Below are 18,777 nucleotides of genomic sequence, written 5' to 3' on the forward strand. Positions count from 1 at the left end.
CTGGCAGGCCTATCAGCCGATCCGTTCGACGCCGCCCATATAAGGCTTCAGCGCTTCCGGCACCAGTATCGAGCCGTCAACCTGCTGGTAGTTCTCCAGGATCGCAACGAGCGTACGACCCACTGCGAGCCCTGACCCGTTGAGCGTATGGACGAGCTCCGGCTTGCCGGTTTCTGGATTGCGGTAACGGGCCTGCATTCGGCGAGCCTGAAAATCACCGCAATTCGAGCAGGACGAGATCTCGCGATATTTATTCTGACTGGGTACCCAGACTTCGAGATCGTAGGTTTTCGTAGCGCCGAAGCCCATGTCACCGGTGCACAGCGATAGCACACGGTATGGCAACTCGAGCAACTGCAGAACGCGCTCGGCATTTGATGTCAGGCTCTCGAGTGCCTTGAATGACTTGCCAGGCTCCACCACCTGAACCATTTCGACCTTGTCGAACTGATGCTGGCGAATCATTCCGCGGGTATCTCGCCCGGATGCGCCGGCTTCGCTACGGAAACACGGCGTGTGCGCTACAAACTTCAGAGGAAGCTGCTTGGCATCCAGAATCTGCCCGGCTACAAGATTGGTAAGCGATACTTCAGCGGTCGGAATAAGGTAGAAGTCGGCCTCGCCCTCGCGCGTAATCTTGAAAAGATCTTCCTCGAACTTAGGCAGCTGGCCAGTCCCCTGCAAGGCCGGCGCCTGCACAAGATACGGGGTGTAGGTTTCTTCGTATCCGTGCTCGCCCGTGTGAAGGTTGATCATGAACTGCGCAAGTGCGCGGTGAAGTCTGGCGATCGGGCCGCGCATCACGGCGAAGCGCGCGCCGGAAAGCTTGGCGGCGGCTTCGAAGTCCAACCAACCGTGTTGCTCGCCAAGACTTACATGATCGCGGACATCAAATTCAAACGTGCGCGGCGTGCCCCAGCGGCGGACTTCAACGTTATCGTCCTCGCTACGCCCGACAGGCACACTGCTGTCTGGCAGGTTCGGGATCGCCAGCATGATGCCGTCGAGTTCGGCCTGTAGCGCATCGAGATCACGCTTGCCCTGATCGAGTTCAGCACCAAGGCGATCTACATCGGCTAGCAACGGCGCGATATCTTCACCACGTTGCTTGGCCTGGCCGATGGATTTCGAGCGCGTGTTGCGCTCGGCCTGCAGCTGCTCGGTGCGCGTTTGGACGGACTTACGGCGACTTTCCAGTGACTCGATACGTGCGACGTCCAGCTCATAGCCGCGTGTGGCCAGCTGTCGAGCCAGTTCGGAGAGTTGAGTGCGTAGCAGTTTCGGGTCAAGCATGTTTGTTCTCGTTCAGAGTTTGGTCAGAGAGAGGCCAAGCCAGGTGAATAACAGGCCGCCGATTACGGTTGCACCGGCATATAACAACGCCAGAGGGGCCTGGTCCGTTTCAAGCAAGCGCAACGTATCCAGCGAAAAGGACGAAAAGGTCGTGAGCCCACCTAGGAAGCCAACCATTATGGCAGAGCGGACGGCGAGCGAGACATCAGGTCGCAAGGCAAAGAGACCATAGCAATACCCGATGAGCAGGCATCCAACGATGTTCACCAAAAACGTGGCCAAATAGAAGTGCTGCGGCCAGTGCCCATTTACGAAATTACCGGTCGCGAAGCGCAGCAGAGTACCAATCGCTCCGCCGGCAGCGACGGCCGCTACCAAGAGCATCATTTAGATCTCCGCTGGCGTGGGCTCTTCAGGTCCAGACTAGCCAGATGTTGCAGCTTGTCGCCTATCTTGAGTTCCAGCCCACGCGGTACAGGTTGGTAGTAGCGGCGCGGCTCCATCTCCTCGGGGAAATAGTCCTCCCCGGCAGCATAGGCATCGGGCTCATCATGCGCATACCGATATTCTTCACCGTAGCCCAGCGTTTTCATGAGCTTTGTCGGTGCGTTTCTCAGGTGCAGCGGAACGTCCAGCGAGCCGCCTGAAGCGGCATCATGGCGAGCAAGTTTCAGAGCGGTATAGACCGCGTTGCTCTTGGGCGCGCAGGCGAGATACACCACTGCCTGCGCAATGGCCAGCTCCCCTTCGGGGCTCCCCAACCGCTCCTGGACATCCCAGGCGGACATACAGATGGCCAAGGCGCGAGGGTCCGCATTGCCGATATCCTCGCTGGCCATGCGGACGACCCGGCGTGCGATGTAGAGAGGATCACACCCGCCATCAAGCATCCGCGCCAACCAGTAGAGCGCTGCGTCTGGGTTGGACCCCCGTACCGACTTGTGCAAGGCCGATATCTGGTCATAAAACGCCTCGCCCCCTTTATCGAAGCGTCGGCGTCCATCACCAAGCAGGCTGCCTAGAAGTTCGGGATCGATCTCGGCGCCATCATCGACAAGATCAGCAGCGTTCTCCAGAAAATTCAGAAGGCGCCTCCCGTCGCCGTCAGCCGCTGCACGAAGCAACTGGAAGCTCTCTTCTGGCAACTTCAAGTGACGCGCACCAAGCCCCTTGTCTTCGGTCAGCGCCCGCTGAACAAGACGACGCATGGCCTCCTCGCTCAAGCTCTTCAACACATAGACGCGAGCCCGCGATAGCAACGCGTTATTAAGCTCGAACGACGGGTTTTCGGTCGTAGCACCTATGAAGATGAGCGTCCCGTCCTCTACATAAGGCAGGAAAGCGTCCTGCTGGCTTTTATTAAAGCGGTGGACCTCATCCACGAACAGAATGGTCCGGCGCCCATATTGGCCAGCCTGCTGCCGGGCCATCTCGACCGCCTGGCGAATCTCCTTCACGCCAGACAACACAGCTGAGATTGTCTCGAAGTGTGCTTCGGTGACCTGCGCCAGCAACTTGGCCAGCGTGGTTTTACCCACGCCTGGCGGCCCCCAGAAAATCATTGAGTGCAGCGCGCCCTGCTCAAGGGCTTCGCGCAGCGGTTTGCCTGGGCCCAGTACGTGCTCCTGGCCTACATACTCGTCCAGCGTGGTCGCGCGAAGCCGCGCGGCCAAGGGCTGCGCGACAGGTCGGGAGCCGAAGAGATCCAAACGCGCGTGCCTCGTTACTCTTGAATCACATCAGCGCCCTTGGGCACCTGGAAGGTGAAGAGCGACTTATCGACCGGCGCATTGAGCTTTACGCCCGTAAACAGGATGTTCGTACGCTGGCCTGCGCTGTCGATCAGCTGCATATCGTTGATCATGCCCTGACGGAAGGACATCCGCAGGCTGTCGAACAACGTATCGCGTGCCTTGGGCTTTAGTTCAAAGTCGACTACGCCGCTCGCTTCCTTATAGGTGATATCGAAGCTACGGCTGATTTCCGACACGTCGCCCGATAGCAGGAGCGCAGGCGTGTGCGTCAAGCGCTGATCAAGCGCACGGACAGTTACTTGCTCAAGGTCAGGATCGTACAGCCAGACTTGCTTGCCGTCCGAAACGAGCAACTGCTCCATCGGTGCGTCCGTGTGCCAGCGAAACAGGCCTGGACGCTGGAGGAACATCTCGCCTGACGTCTCTTGGAGGCTAGTGCCTGCGCCGTCAAGCGTAAGCTGAGAGAACCGGCCGTTCAGGGTCTGGACCTGCCCCAGCAGATCCGTAAGACGTTTAACCGCCGCATCATTGGCGTGTGCCGGGATGACGAACAGACTCAACATGCACAACAGAATCACGCGAATCGCACGCATGGAATAATCGCCTCGCTACGTCAATCTCGGATAGGAGCCGGCGCGATCACTTCGCGCGAGCCGTTGGTGTTCATCGGCGTCACGACGCCTGCCATTTCCATCGCTTCGATCATGCGAGCCGCGCGGTTGTATCCGATCTTGAGTTTGCGCTGAACAGACGAGATCGAAGCGCGCCGGCTTTCGGTAACGAAGCGTACGGCTTCGTCATAAAGCGGGTCTTCCTCGCTACCTTCGCTGCCTTCACCGCCGCCTTCGAAGCTACCACCCGAACTGCCCTCATCGGCACCGGCCAGAATGTCTTCGATGTAGTCAGGGGCGCCGCGCTGCTTCCACGCTTCCACCACCCGATGGACCTCATCATCGGATACGAACGCGCCGTGCACACGTACGGGAAGACCGGTGCCCGGCGGCAGATACAGCATGTCACCGTGGCCCAGCAGCTGTTCCGCACCACCCTGGTCGAGGATGGTACGCGAGTCGATCTTGCTCGAAACCTGAAATGCCATCCGCGTGGGAATGTTGGCTTTGATCAGACCGGTAATGACATCGACCGACGGGCGCTGGGTTGCAAGGATCAAGTGGATGCCGGCCGCACGCGCTTTCTGTGCGATTCGCGCAATGAGCTCTTCGACCTTTTTACCGACGATCATCATCATGTCGGCAAATTCGTCCACCACAACCACAATGGTTGGCAACGTTTTCAAGAGCGGCGCTTCGTCTTCCATGCTTTCGCGGCGGTACAGCGGATCGGTGAGGGGCGTGCCGGCTTCTTCCGCATCCTTCACCTTGCGATTGAACCCTGCGAGGTTCCGGACCCCCATCGCCGCCATCAGCTTGTACCGGCGTTCCATCTCGGCCACGCTCCAACGCAATGCGTTGGCGGCTTCTTTCATGTCGGTTACTACAGGACAGAGCAGATGCGGAATGCCCTCATAGATGGACAGTTCGAGCATCTTCGGGTCGATCATGATCAGGCGCGCTTCTTCGGGCGTCGATTTGAACAGAATCGACAACAGCATCGCATTGACGCCCACTGACTTACCGGAACCGGTTGTACCAGCCACCAGAAGGTGGGGCATTTTCGCAAGATCAGCGACAACGGGGTTGCCCCCGATGTCATGCCCAAGCGCCAGGGTCACCGGAGACGTGGCATCGTCATACGTTGCGGACTCCAGTACTTCAGAGAACCGTACGATCTGCCTGTCCTCGTTCGGAATCTCGATACCAACCGTCGTCTTGCCTGGAATCACTTCCACGACTCGCACGCTGATCACTGCCAGGGAGCGAGCAAGATCCTTGGCAAGATTCGAGATACGGCTCACCTTCACGCCGGCTGCTGGCTGGATCTCGAACCGCGTAATCACTGGGCCGGGATAAACCCCCTCCACTATGACCTCAACGCCGAACTCTTTGAGCTTCACCTCAAGCAATCGCGACATCGATTCAAGAGATTCGGGCGAATAGCTTCGCTGTTTCTTCTCCGCCGGATCGAGGAGCGATATAGGCGGGATAGTACCGGCGACTGCCGCCTCAACGAACTGAATCGCAGGTTTCGGCTTCTCAGTCCGCTTGGCAGGCTCCGTCGCCAGTTTGCTTGGTGCAGGCGCCGCGATTACGGGGGCCGCCCGACGAGGCGCTTCATGCTCAAGATCGAACGGCACGTCCGGCTCGAAGACGGGTTCGAAGGCAGGCTCGACTCGCTCCGAAGCAGGCGCCTTGGCCTTGGGTGCCGGCTCACGCCGTGCAGCCTTGGGAGCGACAGGGGCATCGAAGTCGTCCTCGCGCAACTGAGCCAGCATCTGCTTACGCTCAGCGCGAGCACCCCACCAACGGGAGAAGCCGGTCTGAATCAGCTCGACGAGATCCAGAGCGATCTTTCCGGTCAGGTCCATCACCCTGAACCAGGACAGATCCGCGAAGACCGTCATTCCAAACAGGAAGAAGGCAAGGAAAACAAGTGTGCTGCCTTGGACGTTCAGCGCGTTGATCGCGAGCTGACCAAGACTTTGCCCAAGCGCACCGCCCGCTGAGGCCGGCAAGCCAGGTGCGGAATGAAAATGGATGAACGCGAGTGCGGAGCCAGACAGGATCAGAAATACCAGGCCAATCAAGCGCCATGAGAACAGCCAGCCGCTCCACAGCCAGGGCTCATGACGCGCGCGGAAGACCTGCCATGTCTTGACGGCGAGCAATAGGGGGAATACGTAGGCGAAATACCCTAGCACCATGAAGAGAATGTCAGCGAACCACGCCCCTGCCCTACCGGCTGCGTTGTGCACTTCCTGCGCAGCGCTGGTATGGGTCCAGCCAGGGTCGGAAGGGTTATAGGTAAGTAATGCCATCCACAGATAGGCGCACAGCGCGGCCAGGGCGATGAGCGCGCCCTCTTTCAAACGAACCGTGATCTGGTCCCGCCAGTCGGCCTTTCGAGCAGATGCAGAAGAGTTTTTCAAAACGCGGCTTTTCCTGCGCCATAGGCGCTTTCAATTTCATTTGTTGGCCAAGCGCGGCCTATTGTACGGCTTTGCTCGAACGCTGCCCATGATGCTTGGCCATGCGCCAAGTCGATCTCGACCGGCGTTCGCCCTTACCGCCCCTGGCGGCATCGGTGTAGCATGTGCACCAACAGATGTGCTCAATTTGAGCACGCAAACCTTTTTGTGACAAAGACTTATGGAGTCTTTCTATGAGCGACGTCAAGCATTCTCGCCTGATCATTCTTGGCTCCGGCCCCGCCGGATACACCGCCGCTGTTTATGCGGCACGTGCGAACCTCAAGCCGACTATCATTACCGGCATTCAGCCCGGTGGACAGCTGACCACGACGACTGAAGTCGACAACTGGCCAGGGGACCCTGAGGGGCTGACCGGTCCAGGCCTGATGGAGCGCATGCAGCGTCATGCCGAGCGCTTCGAAACCGAGATGGTCTACGACCATATCCACACTGCCGAGTTGCAATCGCGTCCATTCATTCTGCGGGGCGACAGCGGCACCTATAGCTGCGACGCACTCATCATCGCCACAGGCGCCTCCGCGCAGTACCTTGGCCTGCCATCAGAGGAAGCATTCCATGGTAAAGGCGTATCCGCCTGCGCCACGTGTGACGGCTTCTTCTATCGCAACCAGGTCGTATGCGTTGTCGGCGGTGGCAACACGGCTGTCGAAGAAGCGCTTTACCTGTCCAACATCGCGCGTGAGGTCCATGTCATCCATCGTCGTGACAAGCTTCGCTCGGAGAAAATCCTGCAGGACAAGCTCTTCGAGAAGGCTGCCAGCGGCAATGTCCGTCTGCACTGGAACCACACGCTGGATGAAGTCCTCGGCGACGCCAGTGGCGTCACCGGGGCACGCATTCGCAATGTCCTCGACGGCACCACAACCGACCTGCCGCTGGCGGGCGTCTTCATCGCCATCGGTCACAAGCCCAACACCCACCTGTTCAAAGGACAGCTCGAGATGCGCGACGGCTACTTGATCGTCAAGGGCGGCGGTGACGGAGATGCCACGACCACTAGCATCCCGGGCGTATTCGCCGCGGGCGATGTGGCGGACCATGTCTACCGCCAGGCGATCACATCCTCGGCCGCTGGCTGCATGGCAGCGCTGGATGCCGAAAAGTATCTGGATCTCTGAGCACCACCCATGCTGGCATGGCTTAGTCGCGAGTCCCTGTTCTTCCCTCCCCTGGACACGGCACTCCAGGAGCCCAATGGGCTCCTGGCGGCTGGTGGCGACCTGAGCCCCGAGCGACTTGTCGAAGCGTATCGACACGGGTGCTTCCCCTGGTATCAGGACGGCCAGCCTATCCTTTGGTGGTCTCCTGACCCGCGGACCGTACTGTTCCCGGAAGAGCTTCACGTGTCACGCAGCCTTGCGAAGGTCATGCGGCGGCAACCGTTCGAGGTCACGTTCGATCGTGATTTCAAAGGTGTAATCCGAGGGTGCGCCGCACCCCGCGACTACACGGACGGCACCTGGATCACCAGCCCCATGCAATCGGCCTATATCGAATTACACCGCCGGGGCTTCGCCCACTCCGTCGAAGCATGGCGGGAGGGCGAACTCGTCGGAGGCCTTTATGGGCTCGCCATGGGGCGACTCTTCTTCGGTGAGTCGATGTTCAGCCGGACGGACAATGCCTCGAAGGTCGCATTCGTTACGCTCGCAACCAAACTTCGACACTGGGGATTCAGTCTCATAGATTGTCAGATGCCTACTGAGCATCTGCACAGTTTTGGGGCCCGCCCGATTACGCGCCGTGTCTTTGCCGATTACCTCAAAGATGGGCTCGACGACCCGACCGACGCGAACTGGTCGATCTAGGCGTTTACCAGAGGGCTGGCTACACTCTAGCCACGTCGATCCGAGATTTTCCCATGACCGAGCTGGCTCGCCTGAAGTTCTATGCCACCCAGCCTCATCCATGCAGCTACTTGCCCGAGGAGCAGGCTACGACCTTGTTCCTTGATCCAAGCCAGCCGATGGATGCACGGGTCTATGCCGAGCTATCGGAGGTCGGCTTTCGCCGAAGCGGCGATCACCTCTACCGACCACACTGCCAGAATTGCAGCGGCTGCATCCCTGCCCGCATACCGAGCCAGGCATTCGAGCCCAATCGTCAACAACGTCGAATCCTGAAGCGCAACGCGGACGTGACCGTGGTTGCAACCAAACCGAGCTTCACTGAAGAGTATTACGCGCTCTACTCCCGCTACATCAGTGAACGCCATGCTGATGGTGACATGTACCCACCCAGTCGTGACCAGTTCTCGACCTTCCTCGTACGCGAACTTCCGTTCTGCCGGTTCTACGAATTCAGGCTTGCGGGCCGACTGCTCGCAATCGCCGTCACCGACGTCCTGCCCAACGGGTTGTCCGCGGTGTATACGTTTTACGACCCCGACGAAGAGAGGCGCAGCCTTGGTCGCTTCGCTATTTTGTGGCAGATCGGCGAAACAAAACGACTGGGCCTCAACGCGGTCTACTTAGGCTATTGGATCAAGAACTGCCGCAAGATGAACTACAAGACGGAATACCGTCCCATTGAGCTTCACGTCAATCAGCGCTGGGTAGCCCTGACCTGAGGCACTGGCAGCATCTCTGCTTTTCGGGCACAATATTTGCCGTTTTCGCCAGCGGACACATTGCCGCTCGGCCAATCATAAAGATCGAGGGCTTTACTGCATGTCGAAAGAAGACAGCTTCGAAATGGAAGGCACTGTCGTCGACACCCTGCCCAACACCATGTTTCGTGTGGAGTTGGAGAATGGGCACGTCGTTACTGCGCACATCTCCGGAAAGATGCGCAAGAATTACATCCGTATTCTCACTGGTGACAAGGTTCGCGTAGAGCTGACGCCTTACGACCTCAGCAAAGGCCGCATCACCTACCGCGCTCGTTGATGCGGTAACGGATATGAAAACGCCCGGCATTGCCGGGCGTTTTCATTTGCAGCGAAACCGGCCTCAGGCCGGCTCCGCAGCGGTGATCTCATACTCGAACGTAAGTTCGCCGTCCTTGAGATCGATGTGCACCACGCCTCCATGCTCGGACAGTTCGCCGAACAGGATTTCCTCGGCCAGCGGTCGCTTGATCTTGTCCTGGATCAAACGCGACATTGGGCGAGCCCCCATCTGTACGTCGTAACCGCGCTCACCCAACCAGCTGCGCGCCTCTTCGCTGACTTCCAACTGCACCCGCTTGTCTTCGAGCTGAGCCTGAAGTTCCGTAAGGAACTTGTCGACGATGCTCTTGATGACTTCATGACTCAGGCGACCGAACTGGATAATTGCATCCAGGCGGTTCCGGAATTCAGGCGTGAAGCTCTTCTTGATCACTTCCATCGCATCCGTCGAATGATCCTGATGCGTGAAACCGATCGAAGCACGCGCCGCAGTCTCGGCACCCGCATTCGTCGTCATGATCACAATCACATTGCGGAAATCCGCCTTCCTACCGTTGTTATCGGTAAGCGTGCCATGATCCATGACCTGCAGAAGCAGATTGAACACCTCTGGGTGCGCCTTTTCGATCTCATCCAGCAGCAGCACGCAATGCGGGGTCTTCGTGATCGCCTCTGTGAGCAAGCCACCCTGGTCAAAGCCCACATAACCGGGCGGCGCGCCAATCAGGCGCGATACGGTGTGGCGCTCCATGTACTCGGACATGTCAAATCTGACCAGATCGATACCCAGCGCCTTCGAGAGCTGGCGTGCAACCTCGGTCTTACCGACACCGGTCGGGCCTGCGAACAGGAATGATCCAACCGGCTTGTCGGGCATCTTCAGACCGGCACGGGACAGCTTGATGGCCGTGGAGAGCGAATCAATGGCATCGTTCTGGCCAAACACGGTCAGCTTGAGATCGCGCTCCAGGTTACGCAGCAATTCCTTATCCGAGCTGCTGACGCTCTTTGGCGGTATGCGCGCAATCTTTGCGACGATATCTTCAACCTGCTGGACCTCGATTCGCTTGACTCGCTTTTCTTCCGGCTGGAGCTGTTGATAAGCGCCCGCCTCGTCAATCACGTCGATCGCCTTGTCGGGCATGTGACGGTCATTGATGTAGCGGGCCGCGAGCTCCGCAGCCACACGCAGCGCTTCGTCGCTGTATTCGATATGGTGATGCTGCTCGAAGCGTGCCTTGAGACCCTTGAGGATACCAACCGTATCTTCGACCGAAGGCTCCACGACGTCGACCTTCTGGAATCGACGCGCGAGGGCGCGATCCTTTTCGAAGATGCCGCGGAACTCCTGGAAGGTCGTCGAACCGATGCAGCGAATCTCGCCCGAAGACAGCAGCGGCTTGAGTAGATTCGAGGCATCCATCACTCCGCCAGATGCAGCACCGGCACCGATGATCGTATGGATTTCGTCAATGAACAGGATGGCATGCGGCCGCTTCCGAAGCTCGTTCAGCAGCGCCTTGAACCGCTTCTCGAAGTCACCACGGTACTTCGTCCCGGCAAGCAACGCGCCGAGATCAAGCGAATAAACTACGCTATCCGAAAGCAGGTCAGGCACCATGCCGTCGACGATGCGCTTTGCAAGGCCTTCAGCAATTGCCGTCTTGCCTACGCCCGCCTCGCCTACCAGCAACGGATTATTCTTGCGACGACGCGCGAGAATCTGGGCAACGCGCTCAACTTCCGATTCACGACCCACCAGAGGATCGATGCGCCCCTGACGAGCAGCTTCGTTCAGATTGGACGCGTATGCTTCCAGCGGCTGACCCGCTGCTGAAGCCTCGCCAGCCTCTTCATCCTGGGGTTCGGGATCGCTGTCCCCTTGCTCCCCATGACCAGGCACCTTGGAGATGCCATGGGCAATGAAGTTGACCACATCGATACGGGCAACGCTCTGCTGCTTCAGGAGGAAAACCGCCTGGCTTTCCTGCTCACTGAAGATGGCGACGAGCACATTCGCGCCGGTCACTTCACGCTTGCCGGAACTCTGGACATGGAACACCGCGCGCTGCAAGACGCGCTGAAAACCCAACGTTGGCTGCGTCTCACGGTCTTCATCATGCTGCGGAATAAGCGGCGTCGTGGAGTCAATGAACTCCTGCAGATCATGGCGTAGCTTGTCGAGATTGGCGCCACATGCACGCAATACCGTGGCTGCAGCTTCGTTATCGAGCAATGCCAGCAAAAGATGCTCGACCGTCATGAACTCGTGACGTTTAGCCCGAGCCTCCTTGAAGGCGAGATTAAGAGTGACTTCTAGCTCACGGTTCAACATGCTTCACCTCTTACCAAGCGGTCGTCGCTTTGGAACCTATAAAGGATTGCAACGCCTCTGGCCACGGATCTGCGAGCTTGCTGAACGTACTCGAATCAGATCGTCGTGACCCAAACACTGTACTTGGGGCCCTGCCTAGACTTAATCAAGGGACGCATCAACCGTCTATCTCGATTTCACAAAGCAAAGGATGCTGGCTTTCCCTAGCATATTGATTGACTTGCGCTGCCTTGGTTTCAGCAACATCACGGCTAAATATGCCGCACACCGCTTTTCCTTCAGTATGAACGGCCAGCATGACACGGGTTGCCTGCTCCCGATTCATGCAGAAAATCGTCTCGAGCACCTCTACGACGAAGTCCATCGGCGTGTAATCGTCATTGAACATTATCACCTTATACATCGAAGGCGCCTTCAGCTCAGGCTTGGCCTCCTCGACCGCCAGACCGCTGGAGTCGTCTTCGTAACCGTCGGGACGGCCCTGATTGGATGTTAGACGAATCTGGATGTGAGAGCGCATACGGTAGGATCGTTTCACTGTTGCGGTGGAATGATGACGGGTCAGGCGGATACCGTCCGCCGCACGGCCTTGACACTCGACGAAAGGGTGTTACAACGAAGGAATACCCACATACGGGTTTCAAGGGTCCCGCCGAAGTTCACTTCGCGCGGCGACGAGGCGGATCATACTCCAGTGATGGGGTCCTTTGCAGAGGGAAGTCGGCATGCTTAGCGGCAAGGTCAAGTGGTTTAACAATGCCAAAGGCTACGGATTCGTACTGGCGGAAGGTCGGGATGAAGACTTGTTTGCTCATTACTCAGCCATTCAGATGGATGGATACAAGACATTGAAGGCCGGCCAGCCGGTCAACTTTGAAATCGTTCAAGGCCCGAAAGGACTGCATGCCGTGAATATCCGCCCGGCAATGGTCAACGTTGAAGACACCGCTCCAGCAGCGGCGGTCGTACAGCGCGCGGTTACCGCTGAAGCCTGATCGATTCCGGCCCATCCGGCACGCATGGTCCGTTCGTCGATTCGCCGGCGAACGGACCTCCCTCCTTTGTCTCCAGATCCTTCCTGCCCGCCTGCTCCGCCTACCTCCAACAAGCCATCCCATGCGAAAGACCCTCGTCGCTGATATACTGCGTCGCGACCGGCCGGTCAGGGACGCTGCGAAATCGCCTTCGCATCACCAGGCCTCCGGCATTCCGATAGGCGGCCCCATGCACTTCTACGGCGGTCGTAAAGACGGAATGCTCCCGATGAATCTCGAGTTTCACCTGCGCTCATGATGCTCGCCAGGCACACCAGCCGAAGCGGGCCGATCAAGATTCGTGCAAATGCTGTGATAAAAGAGGGGTACACGAAAAACATGTCCACCACGCCAAAAATCATCTACACGCTGACCGACGAAGCACCCGCACTGGCGACATATTCGCTGCTGCCGATCATCAAGGCCTTCACCCGCTCGTCAGGTATCGCTGTAGAGACCCGCGACATCTCCCTGGCCGGCCGCATCATCGCCGCCTTCCCCGAGCAGCTCAGCGACGAGCAGAAAATTTCTGACCACCTTGCCGAACTGGGCGAGCTGGCTACCACCCCTGAAGCGAACATCATCAAGCTTCCGAACATCAGCGCCTCGGTGCCGCAGCTCAAGGCAGCGATCAAGGAGCTGCAGAGTCAGGGCTACAAGCTCCCGGACTACCCGGACGAACCCAAGTCCGATGCCGAGAAAGACGCCAAGGCGCGCTACGACAAGATCAAGGGCAGTGCCGTGAACCCGGTGCTGCGCGAAGGCAACTCTGACCGTCGCGCCCCGCTCTCCGTCAAAAACTACGCACGTAAGCACCCGCACCGCATGGGCGCTTGGAGTGCCGACTCCAAGTCTCATGTCTCCCACATGGAGAGCGGTGACTTCTACGGTAGCGAGCGCTCCGCAACCATCGAGAACGCTGGCAGCCTCAAGATTGAACTGGTTGGCGGCGATGGAACGACCAAGGTCTTGAAGGAAAAGACAGCGGTCAAAGCCGGCGAGATCGTCGATGCTGCCGTAATGAGCCGCAAGGCACTGGCCGACTTCGTTGCCGCTCAGATCGAAGACGCCAAGGCGAAGGACGTACTCTTCTCTGTCCACCTCAAAGCCACCATGATGAAAGTCTCCGACCCCATCATGTTCGGCGTCTTCGTTGATAAGTTCTACGAGGATGTACTGACCAAGCACGAGCAGGGTCTGAAGGCCGCTGGCTTCGACCGCAACAACGGCATCGGCGATCTGTACGCGCGCCTCGCTGAACTCCCTGAAGCCCAGCAGGCCGAGATCAAGGCCGACATCGACGCGCAATATGCCAAGCGTCCGAAGCTCGCCATGGTGAATTCCGATAAGGGAATCACCAACCTTCACGTCCCTAGCGACGTCATCGTCGACGCTTCGATGCCGGCCATGATCCGCGATTCCGGCAAGATGTGGAACGCGCAAGGTGACCTGCAGGACGCCAAGGCGATCATTCCTGACCGCTGCTATGCCGGCGTGTACCAGGCGGTCATCGAAGATTGTAAGCAGAACGGTGCGTTCGACCCGGCGACGATGGGCAGTGTGCCCAATGTTGGCCTGATGGCGCAGAAGGCCGAGGAGTACGGCTCGCACGACAAGACGTTCCAGATCCCGGCGGATGGCACGGTGCGTGTCACCGACGACCAGGGCAACGTCATCTTCGAGCACCCTGTCGAAGCCGGCGATATCTGGCGCATGTGCCAGACCAAGGACGCTCCAATTCAGGACTGGGTCAAGCTGGCCGTCAACCGTGCCCGCGCAAGCGATACGCCGGCAGTCTTCTGGCTAGACGCGAACCGCGCCCATGACGCACAGGTCATCGCCAAGGTCGAGAAGTACTTGAAGGACCACGACACGAACGGGTTGGACATTCGTGTACTTTCGCCGGTCGACGCGACACGCTTCTCCCTTGAGCGCATCCGCAAGGGCCAGGACACCATCTCCGTAACTGGCAACGTTCTGCGTGACTACCTGACCGATCTGTTCCCCATCATGGAACTGGGGACCAGCGCTAAGATGCTGTCCGTGGTTCCACTGATGAATGGCGGCGGTCTGTTCGAGACCGGCGCAGGCGGGTCCGCTCCCAAGCATGTCCAGCAGTTCGTTCAGGAAAACCACCTGCGCTGGGATTCGCTGGGTGAGTTCCTGGCACTTGCTGCTTCGCTGGAGCACCTGGGTTCTGCCTATGACAATGCCAAGGCGAAAGTATTGGCAGCGACACTGGACCAGGCCAACGGGAAGTTCCTGGATAGCAACAAGTCGCCTTCTCGCAAGGTTGGTGAACTGGATAACCGCGGCAGCCACTTCTATTTGGCGCTTTACTGGGCACAAGCCCTCGCGAGCCAAGGCGACGATGCTGACCTGCAGAACGAGTTCCGCGACATCGCCAAGTTCCTGGCTGACAATGAAGCCAAGATCGTCGATGAGCTGAACAGCGCGCAGGGCAAGCCGGTCGAGATCGGCGGTTACTACCACCCCAACGGCGACCTCGCCAGCAAGGCGATGCGCCCTAGCAACACGCTGAACGAGGCACTGGCGAAGCTCGGCTGAAACCGAGCCCGTCCAGGTGGAACTAGGTGACTATTTCCACCCATTGAACCCCAGCCCCAGGGCTGGGGTTCTTTGTTTTTCAGGGCTTCAACGAGCCGTTATACTTTGCACCTTCCGTGAGCGAGACCATCGATGAGCTGGCATGCACATGTGACCGTGGCAACTGTTGTGGAGCGCGAAGGGCGCTTCCTGCTAGTGGAAGAAACCAAGCATGGCAAGACGGTACTCAACCAGCCCGCAGGGCACTTGGAACCGGACGAGACCCTGAGCGCTGCGGCCATACGGGAGACACTGGAGGAGACCGGCTGGTCGATCCAGCTGGAAGGGATTGTCGGCATCGGACTGTACAAGGCGCCAGCGAATGGCGTGACTTACTACCGTACAACCTTCTATGCGACCCCTGTCTCGCATGATCCTGAGCGCCCGCTCGACACTGACATCGACGGCACGGTATGGCTTACGCTCGACGAGATCAAAGCTGCCACGGATCGCCTCAGAAGCCCAATGGTGCTTCAGGTAATCGAACAGTACCTGACAGGGCATCGCTATCCCTTGTCCATGATTCTGGAATGAAAGAGGTTTTTCCTTGAACGGCAAACGCGTCATCGTCGGCATGTCTGGGGGCGTAGATTCCTCCGTATCCGCATTGCTTCTTCAGCAACAGGGTTACCAGGTGGAAGGCCTGTTCATGAAGAACTGGGAAGAAGACGACGGCACCGAGTATTGCACCGCCAAGGAAGACCTCGCGGATGCCCAGGCCGTTGCGGACCGCCTTGGTATCAAGCTGCATACCGCCAACTTCGCGGCAGAATACTGGGACAATGTCTTCGAACACTTTCTAGAGGAATACCGAGCCGGCCGAACGCCCAATCCGGATATCCTCTGCAACAGGGAAATCAAGTTCAAGGCATTCCTCGACTACGCACTGGATCTGGGGGCTGACCTTATCGCCACAGGCCATTACGTACGCCGCCGAGATATCAACGGTGAGGCTCAGCTGCTGAAAGGGCTCGACCCCAACAAGGACCAGAGCTACTTCCTCCACGCCGTAGGCGGCGCGCAGATTGCACGCACCCTGTTTCCGGTCGGCGAACTGGAAAAACCACAGGTACGTGCCATTGCCGAACAACACGGCCTGGCGACGGCAAAGAAGAAAGATTCCACAGGCATCTGCTTCATTGGAGAGCGGCGCTTCACTGACTTTCTAAAACAATATCTACCGGCACAACCCGGCGACATCGTAACGACCGAAGGCGAGGTTATCGGACGTCATCATGGCCTGATGTACCACACGATCGGCCAGCGCCAGGGCCTCGGGATAGGGGGAATGAAAGACGCGGGCGATGAGCCGTGGTACGTACTGGAGAAGGATCTGGACCGTAACGTACTGGTGGTCGGTCAGGGTAACGATCATCCTTGGTTATTCTCCGACGCCCTGTCTGCATCGGATCTTTTCTGGATCAATCCAATCCAGACCGGCCAACCCCTTCGACTAACCGCAAAGGTTCGCTACCGTCAGGCTGGTCAGGCCTGCACAGTGAGCCGCAGCGAAAGCGGCTATCTGATCGCATTCGACGAACCACAGCGAGCAGTCACGCCTGGCCAGTCCGTCGTTCTATACGATGGCGAGGTATGCCTTGGCGGTGGGGTAATAGAAGATTATCACCGCTGCACGCGCATGGAGGGCGCCGCATGACGAACATTCAAGAGCAGCTCGTTGCGCTCGGCGCCGTCTTCAATGCTGCGGTGATGGTGGACACCGTCGCCCGCACTGGCCAAGTGAATGAACAGGCGCTTGAGTGCATGATCAGGAGCCTACTGGCACGCGACCCTGACAGCACGCTCGAGGTATACGGCGGCGACGATGCCCACCTTCGCGAGGGCTACAAGGCGCTCGCAAGCGCGCTCGAGCGCGACGCGGGCAGCATCCAGCGCGAGCCCTTGCGGTACGCGCTTTCTCTCGTCGGACTTGAGCGCCAATTGGCCAAGCGCCCCGAAATGCTCGAGCTCATCGGTAGCCGCCTCGCTCAGATCCAGCAGCAGGTCGAACACTTCGGCATCACCCACGAGAACGTGATTGCGTCGTGCGGTGGACTGTACGAGGACACCATCAGTACATTTCGGCAGCGCATCCAGGTTCACGGCGACATGCGGTTCCTGCAGCAAAGCAATAATGCCGCCGGGATTCGCGCGCTACTTCTCTCCGGGATACGCTCTGCTCTTCTATGGCGACAGCTTGGCGGGCACCGTTGGCAGATGGTCTTTAGCCGCCGGAAACTGTTGAACGAACTGTATCCGATGATGCGTCGGTAAGCGCGACCGCAAGCCCTTCATGCGAAGGGCCGCTCATGTATAATCTGCGCCCTTTTTAACGCCCGATCGCCGAGAACGCCCCCATGCAGCTTTCCTCGCTCACCGCGGTTTCCCCCGTCGATGGCCGCTACGCCAGCAAAACCTGCGCCCTGCGCCCGATCTTCAGCGAATATGGCCTGATCCGTTTTCGTGTACTGGTTGAAGTCCGCTGGCTGCAGCGTTTGTCCAGCCACGACGCCATCCCTGAGGTGCCGGCATTCTCGAGCGAAGCCAATGGCCTGCTCAACAGCCTGGTAGACGATTTCCAGCTGGCCCACGCAGAGCGAGTCAAAGAATTCGAGCGCACTACGAACCATGACGTCAAAGCGGTTGAGTATCTGCTTAAAGAGCAGGCCAAGTCTCAGCCCGAGCTTGCCAAGGTCAACGAATTCGTTCACTTCGCCTGCACCAGCGAAGACATTAACAACCTGTCGCATGCACTGATGCTGCGCGAAGGCCGCGATTCTGTTGTTCTGCCGCTGATGCGACAGATCGCCGATGCGATCCGTGAGCTCGCCAAACGTTTCGCCGACGTTCCGATGCTGTCGCGCACCCATGGGCAGCCCGCCTCCCCCACTACGCTTGGGAAGGAACTCGCGAACGTTGTCTATCGCCTCGATCGGCAGATTGCCCAGGTCGCGGCGGTACCGTTGCTCGGAAAAATCAACGGTGCGGTTGGCAACTACAATGCACACCTGTCCGCCTACCCGGATATCGACTGGGAGGCGAATGCCAAAGCATTCGTGGAAGGAGATCTCGGCCTGACCTGGAACCCTTACACAACGCAAATCGAACCGCACGACTACATCGCAGAGCTATTCGACGCCATTGCTCGCTTTAATACGATCCTGATCGACTTCGATCGGGACGTATGGGGCTACATCTCGCTTGGTTACTTCAAGCAAAAGACGGTCGCAGGCGAAATTGGCTCCTCGACGATGCCACACAAGGTCAATCCAATCGATTTTGAAAACTCCGAAGGCAACCTTGGCATCGCTAACGCACTGCTGAAGCACCTGGCCAGCAAACTGCCTATTTCGCGTTGGCAGCGGGATCTCACCGACTCCACCGTACTGCGAAACCTCGGCGTCGGCATCGCGCATAGCGTCATCGCCTACGAAGCTTCGCTCAAAGGTATAGGCAAGCTTGAGCTCAATGAGCAGCGTATCGCCGAAGATCTGGACGCATGCTGGGAAGTGCTGGCGGAGCCCATTCAAACGGTCATGCGCCGGTACGGTATTGAGAACCCTTACGAAAAGCTGAAGGAATTGACACGCGGTAAGGGTATCAGCCCAGACGCACTACAGACCTTCATCGAATCGCTGGAGATGCCGGCAGAAGCCAAGCGCGAACTCAAGCGGCTTACGCCGGCGGCCTATATCGGGAATGCCGCCGCACAGGCCAAACGCATCTAGGCTGCAGACAGTCCACGACGCCCGGCC

Annotated in this window: 17 protein-coding genes; 10 read left to right on the forward strand and 7 right to left on the reverse strand. The window is 58.5% G+C overall.

The genetic code is table 11. The annotated features are described in order from the left end of the window. Positions 1-12: 12 nt before the first annotated feature. Genes serS through ACY8D3_RS09905 form a run of 5 tightly spaced genes read right to left on the reverse strand, consistent with a single transcriptional unit; the run spans position 13 to position 6,093 of the window. Positions 13-1,293, reverse strand: a complete 1,281-nt coding sequence (serS, locus tag ACY8D3_RS09885; protein WP_462383798.1) for a serine--tRNA ligase — start codon at positions 1,291-1,293, stop codon at positions 13-15. A gap of 12 nt (positions 1,294-1,305) precedes the next feature. After that, positions 1,306-1,680: a fluoride efflux transporter CrcB gene (gene crcB / locus ACY8D3_RS09890; RefSeq protein ID WP_462383800.1), complete on the reverse strand. Its 375-nt coding sequence runs from the start codon at positions 1,678-1,680 to the stop codon at positions 1,306-1,308. After that, positions 1,677-3,002 carry a replication-associated recombination protein A gene (locus ACY8D3_RS09895; RefSeq protein WP_462383802.1) on the reverse strand — a complete coding sequence of 442 codons (1,326 nt, stop codon included), beginning with the start codon at positions 3,000-3,002 and terminating at the stop codon, positions 1,677-1,679. Before ACY8D3_RS09895 ends, crcB begins: the two co-directional genes overlap by 4 nt. A 14-nt stretch (positions 3,003-3,016) precedes the next feature. After that, complete coding sequence (gene lolA, locus ACY8D3_RS09900; protein ID WP_462383803.1) at positions 3,017-3,640, reverse strand: outer membrane lipoprotein chaperone LolA; 624 nt, start codon at positions 3,638-3,640, stop codon at positions 3,017-3,019. A gap of 20 nt (positions 3,641-3,660) precedes the next feature. After that, a complete protein-coding gene (locus ACY8D3_RS09905; protein WP_462383805.1) occupies positions 3,661-6,093 on the reverse strand; it encodes a DNA translocase FtsK in 2,433 nt (810 codons plus the stop codon). A 233-nt stretch (positions 6,094-6,326) separates the two neighbouring features. Between ACY8D3_RS09905 and trxB the strand changes: the two genes are divergently transcribed. The 4 genes from trxB to infA all read left to right on the forward strand — a co-directional run bounded on the left by trxB (position 6,327) and on the right by infA (position 9,044). Continuing rightward, a complete protein-coding gene (gene trxB, locus ACY8D3_RS09910) occupies positions 6,327-7,274 on the forward strand; it encodes a thioredoxin-disulfide reductase (protein WP_462383806.1) in 948 nt (315 codons plus the stop codon). 9 nt (positions 7,275-7,283) lie between these two features. Continuing rightward, positions 7,284-7,964: a leucyl/phenylalanyl-tRNA--protein transferase gene (aat, locus tag ACY8D3_RS09915; RefSeq protein WP_462383808.1), complete on the forward strand. Its 681-nt coding sequence runs from the start codon at positions 7,284-7,286 to the stop codon at positions 7,962-7,964. A gap of 53 nt (positions 7,965-8,017) precedes the next feature. Beyond that, on the forward strand, positions 8,018-8,725 hold the full coding sequence (locus ACY8D3_RS09920; protein ID WP_462383809.1) for an arginyltransferase: 708 nt from the start codon (positions 8,018-8,020) through the stop codon (positions 8,723-8,725). Positions 8,726-8,825: 100 nt separating this feature from the next. Continuing rightward, complete coding sequence (gene infA / locus ACY8D3_RS09925) at positions 8,826-9,044, forward strand: translation initiation factor IF-1 (RefSeq protein WP_002553999.1); 219 nt, start codon at positions 8,826-8,828, stop codon at positions 9,042-9,044. A 63-nt stretch (positions 9,045-9,107) separates the two neighbouring features. Here infA and clpA read toward each other — a convergent pair whose 3' ends face one another. Continuing rightward, positions 9,108-11,381 carry an ATP-dependent Clp protease ATP-binding subunit ClpA gene (clpA, locus tag ACY8D3_RS09930; protein WP_462383876.1) on the reverse strand — a complete coding sequence of 758 codons (2,274 nt, stop codon included), beginning with the start codon at positions 11,379-11,381 and terminating at the stop codon, positions 9,108-9,110. 157 nt (positions 11,382-11,538) lie between these two features. Continuing rightward, positions 11,539-11,901, reverse strand: a complete 363-nt coding sequence (gene clpS / locus ACY8D3_RS09935) for an ATP-dependent Clp protease adapter ClpS (RefSeq protein WP_462383877.1) — start codon at positions 11,899-11,901, stop codon at positions 11,539-11,541. Positions 11,902-12,106: 205 nt separating this feature from the next. Here clpS and cspD point away from each other — a divergent pair, with 205 nt between their 5' ends. The 6 genes from cspD to purB all read left to right on the forward strand — a co-directional run bounded on the left by cspD (position 12,107) and on the right by purB (position 18,750). Continuing rightward, on the forward strand, positions 12,107-12,376 hold the full coding sequence (cspD, locus tag ACY8D3_RS09940; RefSeq protein WP_462383879.1) for a cold shock domain-containing protein CspD: 270 nt from the start codon (positions 12,107-12,109) through the stop codon (positions 12,374-12,376). Between the two features lie 378 nt (positions 12,377-12,754). Beyond that, on the forward strand, positions 12,755-14,983 hold the full coding sequence (locus ACY8D3_RS09945; RefSeq protein ID WP_462383880.1) for an NADP-dependent isocitrate dehydrogenase: 2,229 nt from the start codon (positions 12,755-12,757) through the stop codon (positions 14,981-14,983). Between the two features lie 132 nt (positions 14,984-15,115). Beyond that, entirely contained in the window at positions 15,116-15,556 is a 441-nt protein-coding gene (locus ACY8D3_RS09950; protein ID WP_462383882.1) for an NUDIX hydrolase, read from the forward strand. A gap of 40 nt (positions 15,557-15,596) precedes the next feature. After that, on the forward strand, positions 15,597-16,679 hold the full coding sequence (gene mnmA / locus ACY8D3_RS09955; protein ID WP_462384333.1) for a tRNA 2-thiouridine(34) synthase MnmA: 1,083 nt from the start codon (positions 15,597-15,599) through the stop codon (positions 16,677-16,679). Then, positions 16,676-17,296, forward strand: coding sequence for a high frequency lysogenization protein HflD (gene hflD, locus ACY8D3_RS09960; protein ID WP_462383883.1), 621 nt, complete (start codon positions 16,676-16,678; stop codon positions 17,294-17,296). Before mnmA ends, hflD begins: the two co-directional genes overlap by 4 nt. A gap of 83 nt (positions 17,297-17,379) precedes the next feature. Beyond that, on the forward strand, positions 17,380-18,750 hold the full coding sequence (purB, locus tag ACY8D3_RS09965; protein ID WP_462383884.1) for an adenylosuccinate lyase: 1,371 nt from the start codon (positions 17,380-17,382) through the stop codon (positions 18,748-18,750). Positions 18,751-18,777 lie beyond the last annotated feature (27 nt).

It is taken from the genome of Pseudomonas sp. Marseille-QA0892 (assembly GCF_054950135.1).

What these genes read in the sequence shown, in the direction of transcription:
- serS (WP_462383798.1), bottom strand. Translation starts at nt 1,293, where the DNA reads ATGCTTGACCCGAAACTGCTACGCACTCAACTCTCCGAACTGGCTCGA.
- crcB (WP_462383800.1), bottom strand. Translation starts at nt 1,680, where the DNA reads ATGATGCTCTTGGTAGCGGCCGTCGCTGCCGGCGGAGCGATTGGTACT.
- lolA (WP_462383803.1), bottom strand. Translation starts at nt 3,640, where the DNA reads ATGCGTGCGATTCGCGTGATTCTGTTGTGCATGTTGAGTCTGTTCGTC.
- trxB (WP_462383806.1), top strand. Translation starts at nt 6,327, where the DNA reads ATGAGCGACGTCAAGCATTCTCGCCTGATCATTCTTGGCTCCGGCCCC.
- aat (WP_462383808.1), top strand. Translation starts at nt 7,284, where the DNA reads ATGCTGGCATGGCTTAGTCGCGAGTCCCTGTTCTTCCCTCCCCTGGAC.
- ACY8D3_RS09920 (WP_462383809.1), top strand. Translation starts at nt 8,018, where the DNA reads ATGACCGAGCTGGCTCGCCTGAAGTTCTATGCCACCCAGCCTCATCCA.
- infA (WP_002553999.1), top strand. Translation starts at nt 8,826, where the DNA reads ATGTCGAAAGAAGACAGCTTCGAAATGGAAGGCACTGTCGTCGACACC.
- clpA (WP_462383876.1), bottom strand. Translation starts at nt 11,381, where the DNA reads ATGTTGAACCGTGAGCTAGAAGTCACTCTTAATCTCGCCTTCAAGGAG.
- clpS (WP_462383877.1), bottom strand. Translation starts at nt 11,901, where the DNA reads ATGCGCTCTCACATCCAGATTCGTCTAACATCCAATCAGGGCCGTCCC.
- cspD (WP_462383879.1), top strand. Translation starts at nt 12,107, where the DNA reads ATGCTTAGCGGCAAGGTCAAGTGGTTTAACAATGCCAAAGGCTACGGA.
- ACY8D3_RS09945 (WP_462383880.1), top strand. Translation starts at nt 12,755, where the DNA reads ATGTCCACCACGCCAAAAATCATCTACACGCTGACCGACGAAGCACCC.
- ACY8D3_RS09950 (WP_462383882.1), top strand. Translation starts at nt 15,116, where the DNA reads ATGAGCTGGCATGCACATGTGACCGTGGCAACTGTTGTGGAGCGCGAA.
- mnmA (WP_462384333.1), top strand. Translation starts at nt 15,597, where the DNA reads ATGTCTGGGGGCGTAGATTCCTCCGTATCCGCATTGCTTCTTCAGCAA.
- hflD (WP_462383883.1), top strand. Translation starts at nt 16,676, where the DNA reads ATGACGAACATTCAAGAGCAGCTCGTTGCGCTCGGCGCCGTCTTCAAT.
- purB (WP_462383884.1), top strand. Translation starts at nt 17,380, where the DNA reads ATGCAGCTTTCCTCGCTCACCGCGGTTTCCCCCGTCGATGGCCGCTAC.